A 22,815-nucleotide genomic window follows, 5' to 3' on the forward strand; every position below is an offset into this window, starting at 1 on the left:
GACAATGAATTATAATGAACAAATCGATTTAGTATTTGAACAGTTTGAGAATGGGGATATTGAAGAGGCGACAAAATTATTACAGGAAATTGGAAATCATATCAATCCAGGTGATGAAGATTACGCGGACTATCAATTAAATGCGGCATATATTTATGCAGCAGATAATCACTTTGATAAAGCACGCGAATCATTAAATAACTTATTAAATTCTGAAGATGCAGAAGAACAACAAATGGCATATCATCAATTAGGATTAGTAGAAAGAATGGATGCAGAGTTTGATCAGTCGATTGCATACTTTAAGAAAGAAGCTGAATTAATCGATGCTAACTTTAGTGATGATACGATTAAACAATCTGTAAATTTATACGAGTTAGGATATGTACAATTATTAAATAATCAATATGATGAAGGGAAAGCGTCACTTGAAGCATCTTTAAAATTAGCTGAACAGTCAGAAGATGATTTAAGTATTGCGATTTCTAACCGTGCATTAGGTGAATTATATGCTGCACAGGAAGAGATGGATAAAGCTAAATCTTACTTCACAGAAGCGAAACGCTATTTCCGTAAAGATGGCGATGATATGGGTGTTGCTGAAATTGAAGCTTTAGAAGCGGCAATTTTCTAAAAATTCATTGTCAAAAGCGTTATAAAAGGTCATAATGATAATGAAAAGGTTTTCATAATGGTTGACGAGGAGTGATTGGCATGATTCAGGAACTAACAAAAGAACAACTTCAAGATGCTGTGGATCGAATTGCTGAGATTTATTTAACAAATTTCGAAGATGCGAGAAGCCATAAAGAAATGGTTGCAAATATTTTAAAATACAGTGAAACACCAGGATTTAAAGCATTGATTAGTCATCAGTTTGGTAATATCAATGGTTATTTGTATGGCTATCCGAGTGAAAGTAAACAATTTTATCGTGAATTAATCGATCGATATTTAACAGCTGATGAGAAAGAGAAATTAAATGGTGCATTTGAGATTCTTTCAATCGCTGTTGATAAGAGTAGCAAGCATAGCGGTATAGGAACGAAGTTACTTGCAGCACTTCCTGCAGGTAAATATTATTTAACAAGTGATGTACATGATATCGTTGCGAATACATTCTACTATAAGAATGATTGGCAACTGTTAAAAGGTAATATGCATTTACATCCAAGTATCCCTGATAAAAATTTATATTACAAAGAAGTAAAATAAAACTGTATACCCAATCGAAATTATCGATTGGGTATTATTATGGTCTTTATTATTCGAATATTCAAAAAAATGAATGTTTTGAAATGGTATTTACACAGTAATTTTAGTGTGTTAATGTATAAATATTAATTTTTGTGAATAAAAAATGGAGGAACGTAATGGAACAATATGATAAGAAGACCTGGAAGATAGGTCAGCTGAAATTTATTATTTTAAGTATTATCGGTATATTTTTATTTTTAACACCACTACAAGTTGATGGTAAGACGAGTTTGCCTGTGGCTGTACTTGCCAAGTGGTTTTTAAATGTACTGGGTAATACAACACCAACATTGATTTATAGTGTAATTATGATTTCGATATTATTTACATTTTATTTTAGTTTTATTAGTAAACCTAAATCATCTTATATTAATACTTTATTTAATGTGAATTGGATATGGTGCATTGTTAGGTTAATAGGTGCAGTATTTGCAACGATTGTTTATTTTAAAATGAATGTTCCTTTTGTTGATACAGAAGCCACAGGACAATTAATTTATTCTGGGTTATTGCCAACTTTAATTGCAGTCTTTTTCTTTGCAGGTCTGTTTTTACCATTTTTAATGGATTATGGTTTACTTGAATTTTTAGGACCGATGTTCTCAAAAGTAATGCGTCCGTTATTTACATTACCGGGACGTTCTGCAGTAGATAATTTAGCTTCATTTATCGGAGATGGTACAGTAGGTGTAATGATTACGTCGAAACAATATGAAGGGAATTTCTTTACACGTCGAGAGGCGACTGTTATTGCAACATCATTCTCAGTTGTATCGATTACGTTTGCGATAGTAGTGTGTGATCAAGTAGGGTTAATGAATCATTTCTTCGCCTTTTACGGGACAGTTATCGTATCATGCTTAATTGCAGCGATGATTATGCCACGTATCTGGCCATTATCAAAAGTGCCAGATCAATATGCAGATGGCAGTACAGAAATTATTGATGAGACGACACCTGAAGGACATACGATTGTAAGTTATGGTTATCACAATGCGACAGTTAAAGCGATTAAAGCACCAGGATGGAAGCTGTTCTGGTTATCAGGGGTGAAGACTGTTGGGGATATGTGGTTTGCCGTATTACCTGTTGTAATGGCAATCGGAACATTAGCAACGATTGTCGCAGAACATACGAAGTTCTTTACATATATAGGGCTGCCGTTTGTACCTTTACTTAATTTATTGCAAATACCAGACGCAGTTGCTGCATCTGAAACGATATTAATTGGATTTGCAGATATGTTCCTGCCTTCAATTTTAATCTCAGATGTAAAGTCAGATTTAACACGTTTTATCATTGGTGCACTCAGTATTTCTCAATTAATCTACTTATCTGAAGTAGGTGGGGTAATTTTAGGTTCTAAAATACCGGTCAGCTTACCGAAGCTATTTGTTATCTTTTTGATGAGAACGATTATATGTCTTCCAATTATTACGCTTATGGCACATTTAATCTTCTAAGGTATAAAATCAAGCCCGAACTGTTTAAGCAGTTCGGGCTTCTTTTTATAAACATTCATATATTTCTACCGACTCAAGTGTATGTTTAGTATCAACTGCAAACCAAATGGCATTCCAATCCTCTTGACTACGTTCAAACGCTGTGCGTGCTTCGTAATCAGCTATTGAATTGTAGAAAATATCTAGTACGATTGTCGTAGTTGTATCATTTGTTTGTCTATACATTTTAATATCAGTACTCGATGGCGTTGAATTAAATTTAGGATCCGCAGATACTTGAAACTTATGCATCAGTTCAGGTAGATATTCATTTTTAGTTGTGTAGGTGAATACAACTTTAATCATTTACTAACCTCTGTTTCAAGCTTTGCAATTACTATTTCTGAACCTAACATCGGTGAGTCCTGTTTCTCAGATTCTGACTTATTACCGCGTTGTACGTGTGCTTTTTTAAATGCATCACTTGTTTTCCATGCTTCGAAATCTTCTAAAGTTTCCCACCATGTGTTTACATGTAGTTCGTCATATTCATCTAAATTCTGAATTGACCAAGTTTCGATTTTAGTAAATCCTTTTAGCTCTGTAATGTCGCCACCTTTAGTAAACATTGGTGCCATTTTTTCAGCAAAACCTTTTTTCATTTTAATTCTATTTGTTACGATATACATTATTTTACATCCTTATTTTTTAATTGGGTTTGTCGCCCAGATTTGAGTGTGTTTAACAAATGTACGTCGATTTAATTTTAATTGGCTCACAATAACTTCAGCAATATCTTCAGGGTGTGTCATTGATTCAGGTTCAAGTGACGGTTCACCGATTAAGTCTGTTAGCACTGCTGAAGGGTGAATAAGAAATGTACGGATATTATGCGGACGCATTTCTCGCATAAAGCTATCAGACATACCAGAAAGTGCAAATTTTGTAGCTGAGTAAGCACTTGAATTGGCATTAGCATTCACTGCTGACATAGAGCTCATATTAACGATATCGCCTTGACCTTGTTTAATCATGACTGGTGCTACTTCCTGCATAAAGCGGAATGGACCGTATACATTTGTCTGGATGAGCTCATCTAATAATGCTTCTGATGTTTCTAAGAAAGGTGCATTTTTCATTACACCTGCGTTATTTACTAATATATCAATTCGCTCAAATGTTTCAAGAACATGTGCGACACATGATTTTATATCTTCTGCATTTTTATTATCACAAACAATTGCTGTCGTATCGATGTCGTATTGATCGAGTGTTGTGATAGCTGATTCTAACTTATCAAAGTTACGTCCGGTAATTGCGATATTTACGCCTTCCTGTGCTAAAGCTTTCGCAATTTCAAGACCGATACCACTAGAACCACCTGTAATTAAAGCAACTTTTCCTTTTAATTGTTCCATTGTATTGCCTCCTTTATCTTCACGTTTATAGTAACAAAACTTGGTGGAAAGAGGATAGTAATATGAATGATGATGCTTATTAAAGAAGGCGAGTGGTGGAATAGGTGCTAGTGTATGTCATCTTTTCCGGATACTCGTACTATCCGGAAAAGACAGGCGGAAAATAGGTGAGAGATGTGTCATCTTTTCCGGATACGCGTATTATCCGGCAAAGACGGGCAAAAAATATAATACAAATAAACATAAAAAGAGGCCGTATATAAACCCGGCCTCCATCGTATTACAATTACTTATTTAATTCATTGATGATTTTTTTGTCGTTGTGTGTGTAGATGATGTATTTTTTATCTTTAGTGTCTAAAAGGATACGATTAGTTTTACCAAAAGTTGAACCGATACGTACTACTTTCTCATCGTTATTCTCATCTGCACCAGCGTAGATGTTTGTATCTTCTTTTACGCCTAAGATGTCTTCGTTCGGAATTGTGATGTCAGCAACACGCCATTTGATATTTACTTCTTTATCGTTCTTAGTAATTCTCATTGCCATTTTTAATACACATCCTTATTTATTTGATACCATAAATATACTCCTTTTTATGACGACTTACAATTAAACCGATGTTTTTTCCCGAAAAAAAATGAAAATTACGTGATATGATTGAATTAACAAACAATCGTTAAAAATAGAGCGATTAAGGAGGACAAAATTGAATAAAAAAATTCAAATGTTGATATTACTACTCGGTGTTGTTGTCGTTGCTTCGACATTACGAGCACCGCTTACAGCAATTGGCCCGATGATTTCAGAAATAGGTGAAGCATTAGATCTTCCGAAAGCCTTACTTGGAATGCTAACAACGATTCCGCTGATGATGTTTGGCATGGTATCACCGTTTGTGGCGCGTTTCTCTCGTTCAGTAGGGATGAGCGCTGCATTGATGATTGGCATGTTTATTCTACTCTGTGGTCTTATCATTCGTATTATTCCTAACATCCCTATGTTGTTAACGGGTACGGTATTGATTGGTATTGGCATAGCGATAGGAAATGTAATACTTCCGAGCTTTGTAAAATGGCGTTTCCCTCAACAGATGGGATTGATGACGGGCGTGTTTGCTGCAACGATGAATATGACAGCAGGTATCGGTGGTGGTTTAAGTGTGCCATTGAGTATGGTTAATGATGGAGGGTATCAATATTCATTAGGATTCTGGATATTATTTAGTATTGCAGGTATTTTACTATGGATGCCACAACTGAAATATAATCCAAGATTAACTGTAACAGAAAGTAAGCGTCCTATATATAAATCTAAACTTGCGATTGCAATTGCTTTAATGATGGGATTTCAGTCGATGAACTTTTATTCAACTGTTACATGGTTTCCTGATATTTTAATGTCATATGGCGTTAGTCAGGAAGCAGCGGGTTATTATTTAATGCTCAATCAGTTTGCTCAGTTGCCGATGACTTTTCTAATGCCTGTTATTGCAATGAAAATGAAAAATCAACGTCCACTTGTGTATTTATTTACAGCATTATTTCTAATTGGCTTCAGTGCATTGCTAGTTAACAAGACGATATTTATCGTAATTGCCATGATAGCGACTGGTCTGGCAGGTGGTGCGGCATTTAGTTTATGCATGTTGTTCTTCTCACTACGTGCCAGGACTACTGAAGATGCGATTGAATTGTCTGGTTTCAGTCAATCCGTCGGGTATTTTGTAGCTGCTATCGGTCCGATGTTGCTCGGATATTTACATGATGTATTTAATAGTCACACACCGAGTTATATTATGTTCTTTGTGATTACGATTGTGATGTTTATTTTTGCTTTTATCTCAAGTCAGAATAAATATATCTTTGAATAGAAAAACTGCTCAGTGATGTTAACTGAGCAGTTTTTTACGTTTCATTGTCTTAAATTGCATATACTTACTATAACTATAAAGGATAAGACCCGTCCATATACAGAAGAATGTTATAAGGTCGGTCATACTAAATGACTCCCCGAACAAAAAGACACCTTGTAGCAATATTAAAGTTGGTGAAATATATTGTAAGAAGCCGATTAAAGATAATGGGATACGCTTTGCGCCTGCTGTAAACATGATGAGTGGTACTGCAGTAGCGACCCCGGCAAAAAGTATTAGAAAACTCGTGTGATTCATACCGAAGTGCTGTTCACCTTGTCTTGCTAATAGGAAGAGACCAAGCATTGCTACTGGTAATGATATGATTGTTTCAAGTGCGATACTATAGATAGCATCGATATTGACAAACTTCTTCATCAGCCCATATAATGCAAAACTCATAGCAAGAATAATTGATATGAGTGGGAAAGTACCGCTGCTGATTGTCATATAAAATACACCAATTGCTGCAAAGATAATCGCAAACGTCTCTAGTATATTAAAACGTTCTTTCATAAAAATAAATCCAAGTGCGATACTCATCAATGGATTGATGTAATATCCAAGACTAGCCTGCAATACATGATGGTTGTTAATCGCCCAGATAAATATACCCCAGTTCACCATAATTACGATACTAGCGATAATCAGTGCAATCAATTCTTTTTTACGATTGAATAACGCTTTCGTATCTGTTTTAAAGGTGCTCCATTTCTTTAATGCGACAATCAAGATCACCATAAATACAGCTGACCAGATAACGCGATGAAATAATATCTCATAAGGGTTGAAGGTATTGACTGAACGCCAATATGTAGGAAGTAATCCCCATAATAAATATGCACCACCTGCATATAGTACCCCTTTTGTATTTTCCTGCATATATACACCTCCGCCTTTTCTATCATCATCATAGCAAAACTCTATTATGTCGTGCTGAAATGATGCTTAAGTACAGGATAAATAGTGTTTCTACACATTTTTAGTGCATGTGGTATAATACTTACATTGTATGTCGTTAATTTCATACATCTAAGGAGAGAAACAATGAAAAAGTGGATAAGTATTTTGCTCATGTCAGTAGTACTTTGTGCGTGTGGTAAGGCAGAAGATGCACCTAAAAAAGTCGATCATAAGCCTGATATAGAAGTGAAAGTAAAACCACCAGTTGATAAGAAAAAGACTGATGATACTAAAAAAACAGCAAAAAAAGAAAAGAATAGTACGAAAGAAAAGAAAGAAAAAAACAGTACAGCAACTACAACTACAACTAAAACTGTTCAAACATCAAGAGGTTATGATACAGAACGGTATAATCTTGCAAGAACTTGCCTTGTAACTCCGGGCAAAGAAAAAACAGCTGATTGTCAGGATATTAGTCACACTTCTGAATATTCGAAAGCGTGGAACAATCTGACGAGTGAGGGCTATATTTGTAGAAGTGGTCAATGTAATTTGGCAGTTCAAACCGAAACTGAAGAGAAAACGATTGAAAAACAAGAGAAGGTCACAAATGAACAGAAGAGCACTGTCCCGATTACAACTGAAGTCATCCCTGCTAAACCGGATAAGACGACAGAACCGAAAACGACAGAACCGAAAACGACAGAACCGCCTCAAACTTCTGAATCTGATGAAGTAAGAACGACAGAACCGAAAACGACAGAACAAAAAAATACGCTGACAAAAGAGGATACAGCGCAACAATCGAGGTCAGCAGTGCAGGACAATTCAGATGATAACAATCAATGATATTAAAGCAGCATACATTCCTCTAAAAAATAATGATCATCAACATTCGATGGAAAGTTATATGAAAAATAACTTTCCATTTCTCGGTATTAAGAAGAGTGTAACTGCGCCTGTAATGAGAGTATTATTTAAACAGGGATTACCAGCTACTAAAGAAGGTGTGAAAACACTGGTGGACGATTGTTTTCTTGAGAGAGAACGAGAATATCACTATATTGGTATGGTGATTCTTAATAAAAAAGAAAAGTTGTTTAATGTGACTGATCTTGATTATATTGAAGGACTTTTAACGACACATAGCTGGTGGGACTCGGTAGATACAATCGCACCGAATATCGTTGGGTCAATAGTACTAAGAGAACGTAACATAGGAGAACAGAAGATGCGAGAATGGAATCGTTCTGATAACTTCTGGCTACAACGCGCTAGTCTTTTACATCAACTAAAATATAAGGATAAAATGAACGAAATATTGCTCACAGAATTTATTCTAAATACGAAAGATGATAAAGCATTTTTTATTCGTAAAGCGATTGGTTGGGTACTAAGAGAATATTCAAAGACGAATGCTGTATTCGTAAAAGATTTTATCTCTTCCAATAAACTCTCACCATTGTCAGAACGTGAAGCTTTAAAATGGCTGACAAGAACACAAAAAATCGACTCAAACTAAAATGAGTCGATTTTTTGTGTTCAAATGTAGTTATAAACATTTGACTAGAATGAGTTGGGCGAAATAAAGGGGGTTATTTCATTTATTTAATACTCATTGACTTATAATGCTAGTATAATAATATGTGAAATATATTTCAATGGATATGTGATGTGTTTCACAGAAGTGTCAAATATGAAGGAGATGTGTCTAATGACTGGAAAAACACATATAGCACTCGGTGTGCTGATCGGCACATCTTATGGTATGCATGCTGCTTATGATATCAGTTCTTTCGCTGGTATTATCGGTACTACAGCACTGTTTAGTATCGTACCTGATATTTGCCATGCTGGTAGCAAGCTCGGGAAAAAGATATGGCCAATCAGTTCGTTAATTGCACTTATTTTTGGGCATCGTACACTGACGCATTCAATCTTTTTTATGTTACTTACAGGTATATTACTCATTGTACTGAATGTTAATACGATATATGTGATCAGTGCAGTAATCGGTGTAATCAGCCATTTGTTATTAGATATGTTAACACCGCGTGGCGTAACTTTATTCTTCCCGATAAATAAGAAGATTGTTTTCCCTTTTACATTTAAGACTGGAGGGATTTTAGATTTGTCACTTGCAACGACTTTTAGTGTGTTAACGATGTATCTATTTTATACAGAAATGTTTCATAGAACATTAGTATGGCTAAACTAATCATGATAAAATATGAATAAACATAATTTTAAAATAATAAAGTCTAAGGAGAATTTCACGGATGAACAATAAATTAAAACAATACGGTCATACAACTTTAGCAACACAATTAGAGCACTTATCTGATGAAAAAAAGGTTGAGTTACAAAATATGCTGGAACAGCAGGACTTTGATAGCATCCAAAAGTTATATGATGAAGTTTATGTTAATCGAGAGGTAAAGTTACCACAAGGTGAAATTAAAGACGTTGAGACAATCATTAAAGATGAAATGTCAGAAGAAATGCGTATTACATATAAAGAAAAAGGGTTAGAAGCAATTAAACAACTTAAAATAGCACCTGTATTGATGGCAGGTGGTCAAGGTACACGTTTAGAACATCCAGGACCTAAAGGTACATTTGAATTTGATGGGAAAAGTTTGTTTGAATTTCAGGCTGAACAAATTATTACTTACAATGAAGCATATAGTATCAATATACCATGGACAATTATGACAAGTGACATTAATCACGAGGAAACATTAGCTTACTTTGAAGCACATCATTATTTTGGTATGCCAAAAGAAAATATTACTTTCTTTAAGCAACCGAATATCGTGGCATTGAGTGAGTCAGGTGAATTATTGTTAAATAAAGAACAATCACTTCTTACAACGCCGAATGGCAATGGTGGTATTTTTGAAGCATTACATTCAACTGGTGTGAACAACGCTTTAAAGGACAAAGGCGTAGAATATCTTTACATTAATAATATTGATAATGTTCTCGTAAAAGTGTTAGATCCAATTCTTTGTGGATTAGCTGTAGACAGTCAGTCAGATGTTACTACAAAGACAATTGCAGCTAAGGATAATGAAAGTGTAGGACGTGTTATTGAAGTTGAAGGTGTTAAACAAGTTATGGAGTACACTGAATTACCTGAAGGTGAAGAGAATACATATCGCAACGCAAATATTGGTATTCACATCTTTAAATTAGATTATTTAATAGCACATGCTGAAAGCGAACTACCCTATCACTTAGCAATCAAGAACTTAGAACAATTAGACGGTGAATTAAATCCTGTAAAACAATCAACATTAAAGTTTGAAAAGTTTTATTTTGACATCTTCCGTTATGGTCAATCATTTAAGACATTACAAGTGGACCGTGCAAGTGAATTTAGTCCGTTAAAGAATAAAGAAGGAAAAGATAGTGTTGAAACAGCACGTCAGGACTTAATCAATAATAAATTATTGTAGAGGTGAACCATTTGAAATCTAAAACACATATTTATGTCATTATCATGATGTTAGCGCTTGTGGCTATAAATCTCTATTTATCATACTATTACATCATTGGTCCCGGACGAGGAGAAGTCAGCTGGATGGGGTTTGTATCTTTATTTGCTGCTTTAATGCTTATCGGATTAACGTATAAGTATTATCAATCTCAGAAAAAGATTAATATGGATGATTTTAATGCGCATATTAAATCAGATGATGACCGTCTCATTAAATAGCTTTAAGTTTAGAGAAGAGAAATTAAATCTTCTGGATGTGTAGATAAAAGTAATAAACGATGTGTAATGTGTTGTGCATTATAAATTGAAATTTTGGCATAGGGCGTGTGAATGTAATGAAGAATAAATGGTTTTTGCCGGTTGTCTTATCGTTAATTGTACTTGCGTTGGTATTAGCAAGTGTCATATTTTTATACTTAAATGAACAGGATAAGAAGAATACGATTGAAATTGATGAACGTATAAAGACACACGTATTAAATGTCGATGGTAAAGTTAAACAGAACTTATCGAACTATTTTCAGGAAGGTGAACAGAAAGAGCCGGTTCTCATGCATGTGGAACTAGGAGATACCGTCCAAAAAGGTGATCCATTGTTCACATATAATGATGAAGCCCTGTTCTCTAAAGAAAAAGAAGTTGGTCTTTCATTAGATAACAAGATGATTGAGAAAGATCAGATTGAAGGACAAATTCTAGCGATGGAAATGATGGAAAGCGACACTTCTTCTGAAAATAAACTTGATGAAATTGAAGCTCAGTTAAACTGGCTGGATTCTGAACTATCTAAAGCAGAGAACAATATTGATATATTAAAGGAAAAGCAGACACAAATTTCAGGTAAGATAGATGAATTAACAGTTAAAGCAAGTACGGACGGAAAAGTTGTTAAACTGGATAAAGCTCAAATTGAGAAATTCTCAGAAAAAGCACAGAAAAAACCGATTCTGGTTGTGACAGACGAGAAGTACTTTGTAGAAGGAACAGCAAGCAGAAAGCAGATTGACTTCCTTGAAGAAGGATTAAAATTTGATGCTAAACACGTGCAAAACAAAGATAAATCATACAATGGAACTGTGGATACATATGAGCAGTTGGCAGTAAATCCTGAAGCTGATACACAACGCTTTTTATATCAAGGTAGTTTAGATCATCATAAAAATCTATACGTCGGAGATAAGATGAATGTTAAGATTCATCTATCCTATAAAGATCATATTTGGTTACCAGAGCGATACGTGAAGAAAAAGTTAACAACACATAAAAATAAAAAGAAACTTGCACACCCGGTAAAAGAATATTACGTCAATAAAATCTATGGTGATCAGGTAAATGAAGAGAAAGTTAAAGTGAAACGTTTTGTAAATGGTCAGTACCTTGTCGTTGATGGTCTTTCTTCAATCGATGCTATAAAAGCGATTAAATAAATTTTATAACATTTTTATGATTGCGACATAGCAATTTAGGGTAAGTAATATTAACTATTATGTTAGCAATCAACCGAGTAGGGGGAACGTATATGAAATGGCAAGGTCGACAAGGTAGTTCGAACGTTGAGGATGCAAGAGGATCTGGTGGCGGATTCTCAGGCGGCGGAAGTCCGATGGTTATCGGCGGAGGCGGAATGGGATGTTTAGGTGTTATAGCCGTGATTATTTTTATGTTAATGGGGGGGAACCCTGGAGATTTAGGTGGTGTTCTTGGTGGAGATCCTTCACAACAAGAACAAACACAAGATAATGGCGCAACATCAGGTGGCTCTGGTTCTCAAGATAATCCTTTTGAAACAGGTAATGTGAAGAAAGAGGCTGAACAAGTTGATACTAAGACTGAACAGTCATTAGATGAACGTGGTCAGTTTGCGTCAGTTGTTCTTAAAGATACTGAAGATGTATGGCATGAATTATTTAAGAAATATGATCGTACATATACTGAACCTAAACTAGTGCTATATACGGATGGTGTGCGTTCAGGCTGTGGTAATGCAAGCGCACAGATGGGACCTTTCTACTGTCCGACAGATCAAAAAGTTTATATTGATTTATCTTTCATGGATGAATTAGATAAAAAGTTTAATGCACCTGGAGACTTTGCGATGGCTTATGTTATTGCACACGAAGTAGGTCACCACGTCCAAAATGAATTAGGTATCCTACCGAAATTCCACCAATTAAGAAATCAATTATCTGAAACTGAATACAATAAATATTCAGTTGCAGTTGAGTTACAGGCAGACTATTTAGCTGGTGTGTATGCGAAACATGCACAGGAAATGGGGTACACTGATGAAGGTGACCTAGAAGAAGCGATTAAAGCAGCGCATGCTGTAGGTGATGATACGATTCAGGAAAAAGCAATTGGTAGAGCAAATCCAGATACATTTACACATGGATCAAGTGCTGATCGTATGAAATGGTTTAAAAAAGGTTGTGAAGCCGGCGATTTAAGTGAAGGCGATACATTTAAAGCTTTAGGATTAGAATTTTAAATCATCAGATAATAAAGGTATACTAATATTAATTAGTATATCTTTTTTTATTTGGAGGGGTAATCTTGGAACTATATTTTAACGGTCCGATCTATACGATGAAGCGTGAGGATGAAACAGTTCAGGCAGTACTTGTTGAAGGCAATCACATAAAAGCAATTTATCAGGAAGTACCGGATTTAAAAGATGTTAAATACATAGATTTAAATGGAAACGCAATGTTTCCAGGTTTTGTAGACACACATATTCATCTTGTTGGAACAGGAATTGCACTGAGAGGTGTAAATTTTAAAGATGATGATGATATAGAGATTATCATCGAAAAAATTCGTAATGCAACTGAAAATATGGATGATAGCAGCTTTTTAATATGTGAAGGCTATAATGAAAATCAATTAGATGGATATAAAATAACGAAAGATGATATTGATGCAATCACTGACAAGAAGGTGATTATTAAACGTGTTTGCCGACATGCAGCAATTGTTAACTCAAGTGTGTTTGAGTATTTTAATATCAATGACAATGTAGCTGATATGCCAGGTGGGCATTATGAGAAGGTAGATGGCGTGTTAAACGGTTGGGTGCATGACAATGCAATGGAAGCGATGTTAGAAGTTGCATCAATAGAAGATGAAGCATCGCTAACTGGTCACGTTGAATATGCAGTACAGCAATTTACGCAGGCAGGTTTAACAGGTGTTCATACAGAGGATCTTGCTTACTATAATGATTTCAAAGATGTGTTGAATGCATATAAAAATGTTATTAATAAGGATAATCCTTTTAGAATAAATATTTTACGCCATACGGAGGTCATTGAAGATGTCGTCCAATATGCGTTTGAATATAATGATTATTTTAGACCAGATGCGATGAAATTTTATGCAGATGGAGCATTAGGTGGTAGAACTGCTTTGTTTAGCGAACCGTATAGTGATGAAGATACATATGGACTCGCGATTTATACGCCAGATGAACTTGCCGAGCAAGTGAAAAAAGCACGCAATTTAGATGTAAATATTGCTGTACATATGATCGGGGATAAAGCAGTTGAAATGGTGCTTGATGCGATAGAAGCTTATCCACCGCGCAGTGGCAGAGATAGATTGATACATGTGAGTTTCTTAAGAGAAGATTTAATCGAAAGAATGGCGCGACTTAATATAATATGTGACATACAGCCGATGTTTGTTGCTTCTGACTTTCCATGGGCAATCGAAAGAGTCGGTGCATCGCGTATCCGTTACAGCTATCCATGGAAATCATTACTTGATAAAGGCATTATTTGCGGAGGAGGTTCTGACAGCCCGATAGAAGATTTCAGACCACTATCAGGTATTGCTGCTGCAGTAAATCGTAAAGCAGCAGATGATAAAAGTGATGGCTATAATATGACAGAAGCACTCAGTGTCTTTGAAGCGATATCACTTTATACGACTGAAGCAGCTAAAGTTGCAGATAATGTACCAGCATATGGAACGATTGAGGAAGGTAAGATTGCTGATTTTACGATTCTTAAAGAGGACCCTTTTAAAGTGGAGCGATATCAGTTACAGGGTATCGAAGTAGCTGCAACCGTAATTGATGGAAAAATAGTATACCAAGCTGAAAACTTAAAATAACTAATAAAGAGCCACACATTTTATTGTGTGACTCTTTTTATATGCATCTATAATTTCTTTCGCCAGTTATAATCAGAAAGAATCATATCGCCTAATGTATATTCTGGTGACCAGTTAAGCGTAGCACGTGCTTTCGTAGCATTCGCTAGCACAAAATCCGGGTCTCCACCACGACGTTCTGATATCTTTTTGTTAAGTGTCAGGCCGGTTACTTTTTGCGCTGCATCTACAACTTGTTTTACTGAATAACCTTGTTCTGTACCCAGGTTAAATACAGTTGATGTACCATCGTTAAATAAATAATCCATTCCAAGTTGATGTGCTTTTGCAAGATCGAAGACATGGATAAAGTCTCGAATACATGTACCATCTTCTGTGTTGTAATCATCGCCAAAGATTTCGAACACTTCTCTTTTCCCGAGCAATGTGCTGTTAATAGAAGGGATTAAGTGAGTTGGATTTTTTGTGCGCAGTCCATTAGACCCATCCAGCATTGCACCAGCCACATTAAAATATCTAAAGATAACGTAATTGATACCATATCTTTCGCTTACCCAGTGAATCATTTGTTCACCGATATGTTTTGATTCAGCGTAAGGATTAGTTGGAGCAATAGGTGTAGATTCCACTGCTTTAATATTAAATGAATTATTGCCATAGATTGAAGCCGTTGATGAGAACATAAATTTGTTTACACCTTTGTCTGCAATAACACGTAATACACTATTTAATCCACATACGTTATGTTCAAAATAATTTAATGGATCTTTTACAGACTCACTAACGACAATCTTCCCGGCACAATGTAGGACTGCATCAATCTGTTCAAGATCAAATATTTTTGAGAACTGTTTCTCATCGCTTACATCACATTGATAAAACTTTGCACGGCTATCAACTGCATCTTTGTGCCCTGTTGATAGGTCATCAGCCACAATTACGTTATAATTAGAATTAAGCAACTTTGTAACTGTATGTGATCCGATATAACCAGCACCACCAGTAACCAATATAGTGTTCATGTGTAAATCTCCTTTAACGATTAAGTTATTCCTTTATTATACAATAAAATTCAATAGAACAAATATTAAAAGTATAAATTTTACTGAAACGTAAAATAAAAACCTTGTTTATTTTATTTTACACAAAAACAAAATACTTTGTTAATCTATATTTAGATTATTTAGCACAAAAAAAAGGGAATGGAAAAATAATGAGGGGGGCAGTTGATGAAACAATTTAAATTTCCTAAAGGTTCTATATTCACGATTTTATTTGTTTTATCAGTTGTATTAATCTCCGGTGCCTCATTTATTTTGATGATTACGTTTGGAATGTATGGTTTAAGTCGTATTCTTATATATTTCAGGCTGGCTGAATTTACGTATAATGAGAATGTGATGGATAATAGTTTCTATTATGGATCATATATTGCGATAGGTTATTTCCTGCTTGTCGTCATAGAATATATATTAGATGACGTAAAAAGCATGCAACCAGATAATAAATATTTTCAAGGATGGTACTTCCATTTATTGACGATTGGTATATCAACAATCGTGTTTTATTTTGGTGTTCATATTAATTACCAGCATATCAAGATAAATTTCTTTGTTATACTGGCAGTCATAAGCTTACTTTATTACTTAACTGAAATATTCTATCCTGATAGTGAAGATTTGAATAAAGAAGATGACTAGTACTTCAGTGCTAGTCTATTGACATTTATCAGTTTAATATTAAACTGATAAAAGAGGTGAGAAGATGGAAACCAATAGAAGTTATCTTGTGTGGCTTAATATCGCACGCATTTATAACGATATTCTGAAAGAAATTAATGAACAATTAAAAGAGACAGGGTATTCATCTAGTCACTTCGACTGTTTGAATCAAATAGATACACATCCTGGATGTACACAAAATGAATTATCAGAATTAATGTTTGTCACGAAAGGGAATATTACGCATTTGCTTAAGAAATTAGAAGCCGATGGGTTAATAGAACGTTCGCAGGAATGGAAAGTGAAACATATACGATTGACCCACAAAGGGAAACACGTTATTGAAACACTGAGACCTAAACACACTGCATTGCAGGAAGAACTTTTTGGTGGACTTAATCAGGAGGAACAAAAAGAATTATTACAGTTGCTTCGAAAGATAAAACATAAATAATCGTGAAACGGGAATAAATTTTCGGAATAAATTTAATATAAAACTTTAAAATAAACTTTAAAATTAAAAGAGGTAGATAAACATGAGAAAAATATTAGGACAACATCATGCTTCAGGTATTACAAAAGATGCTGCAAAAAATTTAGTATTTTACACTGAAATATTAGGGATGCGTTTAGTGAAGAAGACAGTGAACCAGGATGATCCGTCGATGTATCATCTATTCTATGCAGATGGCGTGGCAAATCCGGGTACGGACATTACATTCTTTGAAATACCAAACGTCGGCAGCACATATCGCGGGACAAATAGTATTTCGCAAATAGCATTGCGCGTAAAAAGCGATGAAGCGATACATTATTTTAAAGAACGCTTTGAGCAATATAATGTGTATCATGATACACCGATTGAGATTAACGGTAGACTAACATTAGAGTTTGAAGATTTTGAAGGTCAACGTCTCGCGTTAGTTTCAGACCGTACAAATTCGGGTGTAGCTGCAGGTACACCATGGGAGAAAAGTATTGTACCCGTTGAATTTGGTATTACAGGTCTTGGGCCGTTTAAGATGGATGTTCAAGATGCAGAAGGATTTAGTAGTGTATTAACAGAAATATTCGGCTATAGAAGTACTGGATCGTTTGTGCATCCAGTCACACAACAGCAAATACTAACGTTTAGTTCAGACCTTGGTGGCACTGGCGATGAATTGCAAGTAGTGCATAATACTGAAGCGAAAGAACGTCCAGGTAAAGGTAGCATGCATCATATTGCTCTGCGTGTTAAAGATGAAGATGCATTACAAGAGTGGATAGATTTTATTAAAGAAAATAATATACCATCTAGTGGGTTCGTAGATCGTCATTTCTTTAAATCGCTTTATATTAGAACGCGACAAGGCATATTGATAGAACTTGCAACGGATGGTCCAGGATTTGATGTGAATGAGCCGCTTGAATCATTAGGCGAAAGTTTATCTTTACCACCATTTCTTGAAGCAAAACGCAAATGGATTGAATCACAAGTGAAACCATTACCTGAAGTGAAACATTTATAATATTTAAAAAAGATGGCTGATCAGATTAATTGATCAGTCATCTTTTTAATTATGCTTCTTTTTCACAATATACAGACACACTGCCTGGATTTACTTTGAAGACACCATTACCTTCTTCATCGATAACCACGCCTTCTTCAATGGTGTCGGTATAGTCATACCACGTTTGTCCGGCACGATCTGCGCCAACAAACATTTGTTTTTCAGCAGGTTGTTCGCTGTTATTAATGATGACAGCACATCCTGATTTATCTTCAGCATATCCACGTCTAACCCAACCGACAACATTTGGATGATCGAAGTAATCATCTTGCTGGCCATAGGCTTTTAATTTACGGACATAGAGTAAAGGATCAATCGCCATCTGTTTACTATCAATTGGATGTTCTCCGCCAATACCATAATAATCGCCATAGAATACACATGGGAAACCATCTTCACGAAGTAAGATAAGGGCGTATGCAGATTGTTTAAACCAATCTTTAACAAATGATTCTAAAGCTTCTCCTGGTTGCGAATCATGATTGTCTACAAAAGTTACTGCTTGCTCAGGATTCTCTTTCACTAAAGTGCCATCAAATATTTGACGTAGATCATAAGCAGCGCCACCTTCTGAAGCAGCTTTAAAGTTAAAGTGTAGTCTTACATCGAATAAATCTAAGCTGTATTCTGCTTCATCTAAAAAGTTCTCATTCACTTCAAGATCTGGATTCCAGAATTCACCGACAAAATAGAAATCTTGACCGCGATGTTCGCGCATTGCATGTACAAAGTCACGTATAAAATAACTTTCAATATGTTTTACTGCATCAAGACGCATACCATCAATATTTAATGTATCGATAAACCATTTACCCCAATTAATTGTCTCTTCGCGTACGTCGGGATGTTGATAATCAACATTTGTAAACATCAGATAATCGAAGTTGCCTTTTTCCTGATCGACATTTTCATTCCAGTCTTTATTTTCACCTAAAATTTTAAATATACCCGTTCGTCCAGTACGATGGTCATAATCAGTACCATTGAAATGTGTATAGTTCCATTCGAACGCACTGTATTTTTTATTACGCCCTGGGAAATAGAATTTTGTAAACGCATCGATATCAAATGGTTCAGAAATTTCATAATTTCTGTCATTCGGATCAACTTCTACAACGCGTACTGTTTCAGCTTCATCGGCACCTGCTTTATGATTTAGAACGACATCCGCATAAACTTTAATGTCTTGTTCATGAAGTGCTTCGATTGCTGCGATTAATTCTTCTTTCGTGCCGTATTTTGTTCGAACCTGTCCTTTTTGATCGAATTCACCTAAGTCATATAAATCATATACGCTATAGCCGGTATTCATGACGTGATCAGCTTTAGTCGCCGGTGGTAACCAGATTGCATCAAAGCCTTTTTCTTTAAGTGATTCAGCTTCATCCTTTAATCTGTTCCAGTGATTACCATCATCATTTGAATGCCATTCAAAGTATTGCATAATAGTGTAGTTTTTAGTCATAGTGGTCTCCTTTAAATGTGTACAATATGTATATCTTCGTTATTTTCAATTTAATCCGTAATCTATTATAGCCCTTTTAATAGAATATAACCTAGAATAAGAAATTAATTTATACAAAGTGACAATCTTTTGTTAAACTATAGCTATTAGAAATGAGAAGGAGCGTTTATTGTGCTGACAAAAGAACAAGTTATTGAATTAATCGAAAAGTTAAATGATCCGGTTGTGAATCTTCCGTTAAAAGAAACTGGTGGGGTAAAGGAAGTTTCAGTTAAAGAAGAGAAAAATCATGTTTCATTAAAGATCGGTATCGCGAAACTTGGTGGACAAGAACAGCTAGATCTACAGATGAAGATCGTTGAAGTATTAAAAGAGAATGGAGCAAACACTGTTGGACTTCGTTTTGAACAATTAGATGACGAAGCTTTAGAACAATTCCGTGGCCAGTCATCTTCTGAAATTGAACGATTGATTTCACCAGATGATAAAGTGAATTTTATTGCGATTGCTTCTGGTAAAGGCGGCGTAGGTAAATCTACAGTTTCTGTTAACTTAGCAGTTGCATTAGCACGCTTAGGAAAGCGTGTTGGGTTAGTTGATGCGGATATTTACGGATTTAGTGTACCTGATATGATGGGGATTTCAGAAAAACCTGAAATTGAAGGAAATAGAATTAAACCAGTTGAGCGTTTCGGGGTAAAAGTTATTTCAATGGCATTTTTCGTAGAAGAGAATACACCAGTTATCTGGCGTGGTCCAATGTTAGGTAAAATGATCAATAACTTCTTCCAGGAAGTAAATTGGGGAGAATTAGACTATATCCTTTTAGATTTACCACCAGGTACAGGGGACGTGGCGCTTGATGTTCATACAATGTTACCGAAGAGTAAAGAAATTATTGTAACAACGCCTCATCCGACAGCAGCATTTGTTGCAGCACGTGCGGGTGCTATGGCAATTCACACAGATCATGAAATATTAGGTGTAGTGGAGAACATGTCATACTTTGAAAGCAAAGTGACAGGAGAGAAAGAATATGTGTTTGGTAAAGGTGGCGGAGAGAAGTTAGCATCTGAGTTAAATACAGAATTAATCGGACAATTACCACTTGCACAACCTGACTGGACTGAAGAAGCTTTTGCACCGTCAGTTTATGCTGAAGATCATCAACTAGGCCAAATTTATTTAAATATGGCAGAGCGCATTATTAATAAAACAGAAGAAAAGTAATGAGGTATTAAAGTGACTTTAAAGAATTTAGGTAAATTTTACGGTATTACTTTATTAATCGGCCTTGTTTGTACAGTGCTTGTCAGTTTAGTTTTCGGATATGACAAACTGACCGTTTACTTGGTGAAAGGTGAAATAGGTGAATTTTTAGCCGCATTAGTTTGGTTTATGGGTTATGGGTTGCTGATTGCATCAATTTCCCAGCTGGCATTTTTTGCATATCTCTTTATTCATCAAATGGGTCAAGGCATATTCAAGAACGGATGGAATGCTATTCAGGCTGTAATTATTTTGTTTGCGATAATTGATTTAGTGTATTTCAGATATTTACGTTTCGGTAAACAGGACGGAGATATCTTGAAATTTATCTGGATTCCATTGCTTATCGTTATTTTTGGAGTTGCAGTTGCAATTTATAAGAATAAACTTACAGGAAAGAATGTATTTATTCCGGCAATGTTCTTTATGGTTGTGATGACAACTGTTGAATTGATTCCATTTTTAAAAGTAAAAGATATGATGTGGCTATATTGCACGATATTTAGTTTGCTGTTATGTAATGCATTTCAGTTATTATCATTGCCGAAGTACAATCGTTTATCATTTGAAGAACGTAAAGCACGTAAAATAGCGCGAGGTACATGGGTAGAACCTGTTATTGAAACAGTACAGAATACAAAACAGTCAAAATCAACACAGGTTGTATCGCATAAGAAAAAGAAATCGAATAGAAAGAAAAGATAAATCAGATTAGACGCAAGTTTAATCTGATTTTTCCTATGGAGGGATAAGATGAAAAGAGGATTAATTAGTGCATTAGTGATTATTATGTTTATGAGTGCGATTGAAACATCAATAATTTCACTTGCGACGCCCGCGATAGGGAAAGATTTAAATGCAACAAAGTCACTTGCATTGATTTTTACTACTTATATGATAGCAATTGTAATTGTAACACCTATTGTTGGAGAATTGATGAAGCGGCTAGGTGCTAAACGGTTAATGCTACTCGGTATTATTGTTTTTATAATCGGTAGTATGTTATCTGGACTATCGTTTACATTTGAAATGTTGCTTGCATCAAGATTAGTGCAAGGGTTAGGTGCAGGAATTATGATGACGATGGGGAATATCATACAGAAGATAGCGTTTGAAATTCCTTACCGCTATAAAGTGATGGGAATCGTTGGATCGGTATGGGGTATTTCGAGTATCGTCGGTCCGATACTCGGAGGACTTATTTTGACGTATCTTAATTGGAGTTATTTATTCTACGTCAATGTGCCTTTAGCGTTTTTAGCAATTTTTCTTGTCATTAAATATTTTAAGTTTGAAGAAATGAAACAAGAAAGTAAATTTGATTTTAAAGGATTGATATACTTTTATATCTTTCTTGGAAGCTTGCTTTGTGCATTATTGATAGAAACACATTGGTTTATTCATGCTGCTTTATTTATATTAGCGATGATGATATTAATCATATTCATAAAATATGAAAGCAGAATTGACGAACCGTTTATCCCAGTGAAAGCATTTAATAAGAGGATAGGCATCGTGATGGGTACGGATATGCTATATGCGATTATCATGATGGGAACAAATATCTTTCTGCCAATTTACCTTCAGACAGAAAAGGGATTGAGTCCTTTGCTTGCAGGACTGACTACATTTACGATTTCGATATTCTGGTTGCTTTCAACATTTGTATTGAAGACGCTCGAAACAAAACTTACGATACAACGTGTCTATCAATTAAGTTTCTTATATATGATTATCGGAAGTTTGATCATATTCATTTTTGATCATGCGATAGCGGTAACGATCGCATCAGCATTTTTAGGCCTATCTTTTGGTACAGTTTTTACAAAGAATATTGTAACGATACAGGAAAGCGCAGCGCCTCATCAATTAGGTAGTATGATGAGCACTTATAGTTTGCTTAAATTTATTGGATCAACGACAGGATCGATTATTATGTCTTTCTTCTATTACAGTAACGTATTTACTACGATAGATAATAATATGGCTTTTGGCATTTTAGTGGCCTCATTCTTAATCATCATCTATCAATTCGTCTTTAAAAATAAGGTAGTTCATTAATCATTACAGCGATTGAATGCTCGTTCAATCGCTGTTTTATTTTGCTTAACAGTAAGCATTCCGTAATTAATTTTAAAATAAACAAAAAAGTTTTAAAAAAGTATTGACGAAAGTAATCCATCTTGATAAGATATAAAAGTCGCTGAAAACAAGCGATGCACAGTTTTAAGACATCGAAAATAACAAAGTGAAAAA

At 35.1% G+C, this 22,815-nt stretch carries 25 protein-coding genes; 18 read left to right on the top strand and 7 right to left on the bottom strand.

All coding sequences use genetic code 11. From position 1 onward, the window contains the following. Positions 1-4: 4 nt before the first annotated feature. The 3 genes from JJJ02_RS10360 to JJJ02_RS10370 all read left to right on the top strand — a co-directional run bounded on the left by JJJ02_RS10360 (position 5) and on the right by JJJ02_RS10370 (position 2,720). Positions 5-634 (top strand): tetratricopeptide repeat protein, encoded by a 630-nt coding sequence (locus JJJ02_RS10360; protein WP_099578734.1) that lies wholly within the window; start codon positions 5-7, stop codon positions 632-634. Between the two features lie 80 nt (positions 635-714). Beyond that, the gene (locus tag JJJ02_RS10365; protein ID WP_111717376.1) at positions 715-1,215 is read left to right on the top strand and encodes a GNAT family protein; all 501 of its coding nucleotides are present in this window, start codon (positions 715-717) and stop codon (positions 1,213-1,215) included. Between the two features lie 158 nt (positions 1,216-1,373). After that, complete coding sequence (locus JJJ02_RS10370) at positions 1,374-2,720, top strand: YjiH family protein (RefSeq protein WP_111717378.1); 1,347 nt, start codon at positions 1,374-1,376, stop codon at positions 2,718-2,720. Positions 2,721-2,765: 45 nt separating this feature from the next. On the opposite strand, the gene JJJ02_RS10375 is transcribed toward JJJ02_RS10370, so the two are convergent. From JJJ02_RS10375 to JJJ02_RS10390, 4 genes are all read right to left on the bottom strand, one after another. Further along, positions 2,766-3,065, bottom strand: a complete 300-nt coding sequence (locus JJJ02_RS10375; protein ID WP_239241935.1) for a hypothetical protein — start codon at positions 3,063-3,065, stop codon at positions 2,766-2,768. Next, entirely contained in the window at positions 3,062-3,388 is a 327-nt protein-coding gene (locus tag JJJ02_RS10380; RefSeq protein WP_240837305.1) for a heme oxygenase, read from the bottom strand. The genes JJJ02_RS10375 and JJJ02_RS10380 overlap by 4 nt, the downstream gene beginning before the upstream one ends. A 12-nt stretch (positions 3,389-3,400) precedes the next feature. Continuing rightward, positions 3,401-4,117, bottom strand: coding sequence for an SDR family NAD(P)-dependent oxidoreductase (locus JJJ02_RS10385; RefSeq protein ID WP_240837303.1), 717 nt, complete (start codon positions 4,115-4,117; stop codon positions 3,401-3,403). Between the two features lie 286 nt (positions 4,118-4,403). After that, on the bottom strand, positions 4,404-4,667 hold the full coding sequence (locus tag JJJ02_RS10390) for a SunI/YnzG family protein (RefSeq protein WP_239241933.1): 264 nt from the start codon (positions 4,665-4,667) through the stop codon (positions 4,404-4,406). 160 nt (positions 4,668-4,827) lie between these two features. Here JJJ02_RS10390 and JJJ02_RS10395 point away from each other — a divergent pair, with 160 nt between their 5' ends. After that, complete coding sequence (locus JJJ02_RS10395; RefSeq protein WP_240837301.1) at positions 4,828-5,991, top strand: CynX/NimT family MFS transporter; 1,164 nt, start codon at positions 4,828-4,830, stop codon at positions 5,989-5,991. Positions 5,992-6,009: 18 nt separating this feature from the next. On the opposite strand, the gene rarD is transcribed toward JJJ02_RS10395, so the two are convergent. Then, on the bottom strand, positions 6,010-6,915 hold the full coding sequence (gene rarD / locus JJJ02_RS10400) for an EamA family transporter RarD (protein ID WP_240837299.1): 906 nt from the start codon (positions 6,913-6,915) through the stop codon (positions 6,010-6,012). Positions 6,916-7,080: 165 nt separating this feature from the next. Here rarD and JJJ02_RS10405 point away from each other — a divergent pair, with 165 nt between their 5' ends. The 8 genes from JJJ02_RS10405 (at position 7,081) to JJJ02_RS10440 (ending at position 14,551) form a co-directional block, all read left to right on the top strand. After that, on the top strand, positions 7,081-7,785 hold the full coding sequence (locus tag JJJ02_RS10405; RefSeq protein ID WP_240837297.1) for a hypothetical protein: 705 nt from the start codon (positions 7,081-7,083) through the stop codon (positions 7,783-7,785). Further along, positions 7,769-8,458, top strand: a complete 690-nt coding sequence (locus tag JJJ02_RS10410; protein ID WP_240837295.1) for a DNA alkylation repair protein — start codon at positions 7,769-7,771, stop codon at positions 8,456-8,458. Before JJJ02_RS10405 ends, JJJ02_RS10410 begins: the two co-directional genes overlap by 17 nt. Positions 8,459-8,650: 192 nt before the next feature. Beyond that, positions 8,651-9,154, top strand: coding sequence for a metal-dependent hydrolase (locus tag JJJ02_RS10415; protein WP_239241928.1), 504 nt, complete (start codon positions 8,651-8,653; stop codon positions 9,152-9,154). Positions 9,155-9,215: 61 nt separating this feature from the next. After that, on the top strand, positions 9,216-10,397 hold the full coding sequence (locus JJJ02_RS10420; RefSeq protein WP_240837293.1) for a UTP--glucose-1-phosphate uridylyltransferase: 1,182 nt from the start codon (positions 9,216-9,218) through the stop codon (positions 10,395-10,397). A gap of 11 nt (positions 10,398-10,408) precedes the next feature. Further along, positions 10,409-10,657 carry a hypothetical protein gene (locus JJJ02_RS10425; protein WP_146608875.1) on the top strand — a complete coding sequence of 83 codons (249 nt, stop codon included), beginning with the start codon at positions 10,409-10,411 and terminating at the stop codon, positions 10,655-10,657. 116 nt (positions 10,658-10,773) lie between these two features. Next, positions 10,774-11,865 (top strand): efflux RND transporter periplasmic adaptor subunit, encoded by a 1,092-nt coding sequence (locus JJJ02_RS10430; RefSeq protein ID WP_239241925.1) that lies wholly within the window; start codon positions 10,774-10,776, stop codon positions 11,863-11,865. Between the two features lie 92 nt (positions 11,866-11,957). Further along, complete coding sequence (ypfJ, locus tag JJJ02_RS10435; protein WP_240837291.1) at positions 11,958-12,926, top strand: KPN_02809 family neutral zinc metallopeptidase; 969 nt, start codon at positions 11,958-11,960, stop codon at positions 12,924-12,926. Between the two features lie 65 nt (positions 12,927-12,991). Beyond that, the gene (locus JJJ02_RS10440; RefSeq protein ID WP_240837289.1) at positions 12,992-14,551 is read left to right on the top strand and encodes an amidohydrolase; all 1,560 of its coding nucleotides are present in this window, start codon (positions 12,992-12,994) and stop codon (positions 14,549-14,551) included. Positions 14,552-14,598: 47 nt separating this feature from the next. On the opposite strand, the gene galE is transcribed toward JJJ02_RS10440, so the two are convergent. Further along, the gene (gene galE, locus JJJ02_RS10445) at positions 14,599-15,573 is read right to left on the bottom strand and encodes a UDP-glucose 4-epimerase GalE (RefSeq protein ID WP_111717501.1); all 975 of its coding nucleotides are present in this window, start codon (positions 15,571-15,573) and stop codon (positions 14,599-14,601) included. A gap of 207 nt (positions 15,574-15,780) precedes the next feature. Between galE and JJJ02_RS10450 the strand changes: the two genes are divergently transcribed. The 3 genes from JJJ02_RS10450 (at position 15,781) to JJJ02_RS10460 (ending at position 17,783) form a co-directional block, all read left to right on the top strand. Then, positions 15,781-16,251, top strand: a complete 471-nt coding sequence (locus JJJ02_RS10450) for a SepA family multidrug efflux transporter (protein ID WP_240837287.1) — start codon at positions 15,781-15,783, stop codon at positions 16,249-16,251. Positions 16,252-16,315: 64 nt separating this feature from the next. Continuing rightward, on the top strand, positions 16,316-16,726 hold the full coding sequence (locus tag JJJ02_RS10455) for a MarR family winged helix-turn-helix transcriptional regulator (protein WP_111717505.1): 411 nt from the start codon (positions 16,316-16,318) through the stop codon (positions 16,724-16,726). An 82-nt stretch (positions 16,727-16,808) separates the two neighbouring features. Beyond that, positions 16,809-17,783 carry a VOC family protein gene (locus tag JJJ02_RS10460; RefSeq protein WP_240837285.1) on the top strand — a complete coding sequence of 325 codons (975 nt, stop codon included), beginning with the start codon at positions 16,809-16,811 and terminating at the stop codon, positions 17,781-17,783. A 49-nt stretch (positions 17,784-17,832) separates the two neighbouring features. On the opposite strand, the gene JJJ02_RS10465 is transcribed toward JJJ02_RS10460, so the two are convergent. Next, on the bottom strand, positions 17,833-19,290 hold the full coding sequence (locus JJJ02_RS10465) for an alpha-amylase (protein ID WP_240837283.1): 1,458 nt from the start codon (positions 19,288-19,290) through the stop codon (positions 17,833-17,835). A 171-nt stretch (positions 19,291-19,461) separates the two neighbouring features. Here JJJ02_RS10465 and JJJ02_RS10470 point away from each other — a divergent pair, with 171 nt between their 5' ends. From JJJ02_RS10470 to JJJ02_RS10480, 3 genes are read left to right on the top strand one after another with little or no spacing between them, the layout of a single operon-like run. After that, the gene (locus tag JJJ02_RS10470; protein WP_240837281.1) at positions 19,462-20,520 is read left to right on the top strand and encodes an Mrp/NBP35 family ATP-binding protein; all 1,059 of its coding nucleotides are present in this window, start codon (positions 19,462-19,464) and stop codon (positions 20,518-20,520) included. Positions 20,521-20,532: 12 nt separating this feature from the next. Next, positions 20,533-21,264, top strand: coding sequence for a KinB-signaling pathway activation protein (locus JJJ02_RS10475; RefSeq protein ID WP_240837279.1), 732 nt, complete (start codon positions 20,533-20,535; stop codon positions 21,262-21,264). A gap of 48 nt (positions 21,265-21,312) precedes the next feature. After that, positions 21,313-22,620 (top strand): MFS transporter, encoded by a 1,308-nt coding sequence (locus JJJ02_RS10480; protein WP_240837277.1) that lies wholly within the window; start codon positions 21,313-21,315, stop codon positions 22,618-22,620. Positions 22,621-22,815 lie beyond the last annotated feature (195 nt).

The organism is Macrococcus sp. PK (assembly GCF_022501545.1).
Classification (GTDB): Bacteria; Bacillota; Bacilli; order Staphylococcales; family Staphylococcaceae; genus Macrococcoides; species Macrococcoides epidermidis.

Coding starts and splice junctions, on each gene's coding strand:
- JJJ02_RS10360 (WP_099578734.1), top strand. CDS start 5: ATGAATTATAATGAACAAATCGATTTAGTATTTGAACAGTTTGAGAAT.
- JJJ02_RS10365 (WP_111717376.1), top strand. CDS start 715: ATGATTCAGGAACTAACAAAAGAACAACTTCAAGATGCTGTGGATCGA.
- JJJ02_RS10370 (WP_111717378.1), top strand. CDS start 1,374: ATGGAACAATATGATAAGAAGACCTGGAAGATAGGTCAGCTGAAATTT.
- JJJ02_RS10375 (WP_239241935.1), bottom strand. CDS start 3,065: ATGATTAAAGTTGTATTCACCTACACAACTAAAAATGAATATCTACCT.
- JJJ02_RS10380 (WP_240837305.1), bottom strand. CDS start 3,388: ATGTATATCGTAACAAATAGAATTAAAATGAAAAAAGGTTTTGCTGAA.
- JJJ02_RS10385 (WP_240837303.1), bottom strand. CDS start 4,117: ATGGAACAATTAAAAGGAAAAGTTGCTTTAATTACAGGTGGTTCTAGT.
- JJJ02_RS10390 (WP_239241933.1), bottom strand. CDS start 4,667: ATGGCAATGAGAATTACTAAGAACGATAAAGAAGTAAATATCAAATGG.
- rarD (WP_240837299.1), bottom strand. CDS start 6,915: ATGCAGGAAAATACAAAAGGGGTACTATATGCAGGTGGTGCATATTTA.
- JJJ02_RS10405 (WP_240837297.1), top strand. CDS start 7,081: ATGAAAAAGTGGATAAGTATTTTGCTCATGTCAGTAGTACTTTGTGCG.
- JJJ02_RS10410 (WP_240837295.1), top strand. CDS start 7,769: ATGATAACAATCAATGATATTAAAGCAGCATACATTCCTCTAAAAAAT.
- JJJ02_RS10415 (WP_239241928.1), top strand. CDS start 8,651: ATGACTGGAAAAACACATATAGCACTCGGTGTGCTGATCGGCACATCT.
- JJJ02_RS10420 (WP_240837293.1), top strand. CDS start 9,216: ATGAACAATAAATTAAAACAATACGGTCATACAACTTTAGCAACACAA.
- JJJ02_RS10430 (WP_239241925.1), top strand. CDS start 10,774: ATGAAGAATAAATGGTTTTTGCCGGTTGTCTTATCGTTAATTGTACTT.
- ypfJ (WP_240837291.1), top strand. CDS start 11,958: ATGAAATGGCAAGGTCGACAAGGTAGTTCGAACGTTGAGGATGCAAGA.
- galE (WP_111717501.1), bottom strand. CDS start 15,573: ATGAACACTATATTGGTTACTGGTGGTGCTGGTTATATCGGATCACAT.
- JJJ02_RS10450 (WP_240837287.1), top strand. CDS start 15,781: ATGAAACAATTTAAATTTCCTAAAGGTTCTATATTCACGATTTTATTT.
- JJJ02_RS10455 (WP_111717505.1), top strand. CDS start 16,316: ATGGAAACCAATAGAAGTTATCTTGTGTGGCTTAATATCGCACGCATT.
- JJJ02_RS10460 (WP_240837285.1), top strand. CDS start 16,809: ATGAGAAAAATATTAGGACAACATCATGCTTCAGGTATTACAAAAGAT.
- JJJ02_RS10465 (WP_240837283.1), bottom strand. CDS start 19,290: ATGACTAAAAACTACACTATTATGCAATACTTTGAATGGCATTCAAAT.
- JJJ02_RS10480 (WP_240837277.1), top strand. CDS start 21,313: ATGAAAAGAGGATTAATTAGTGCATTAGTGATTATTATGTTTATGAGT.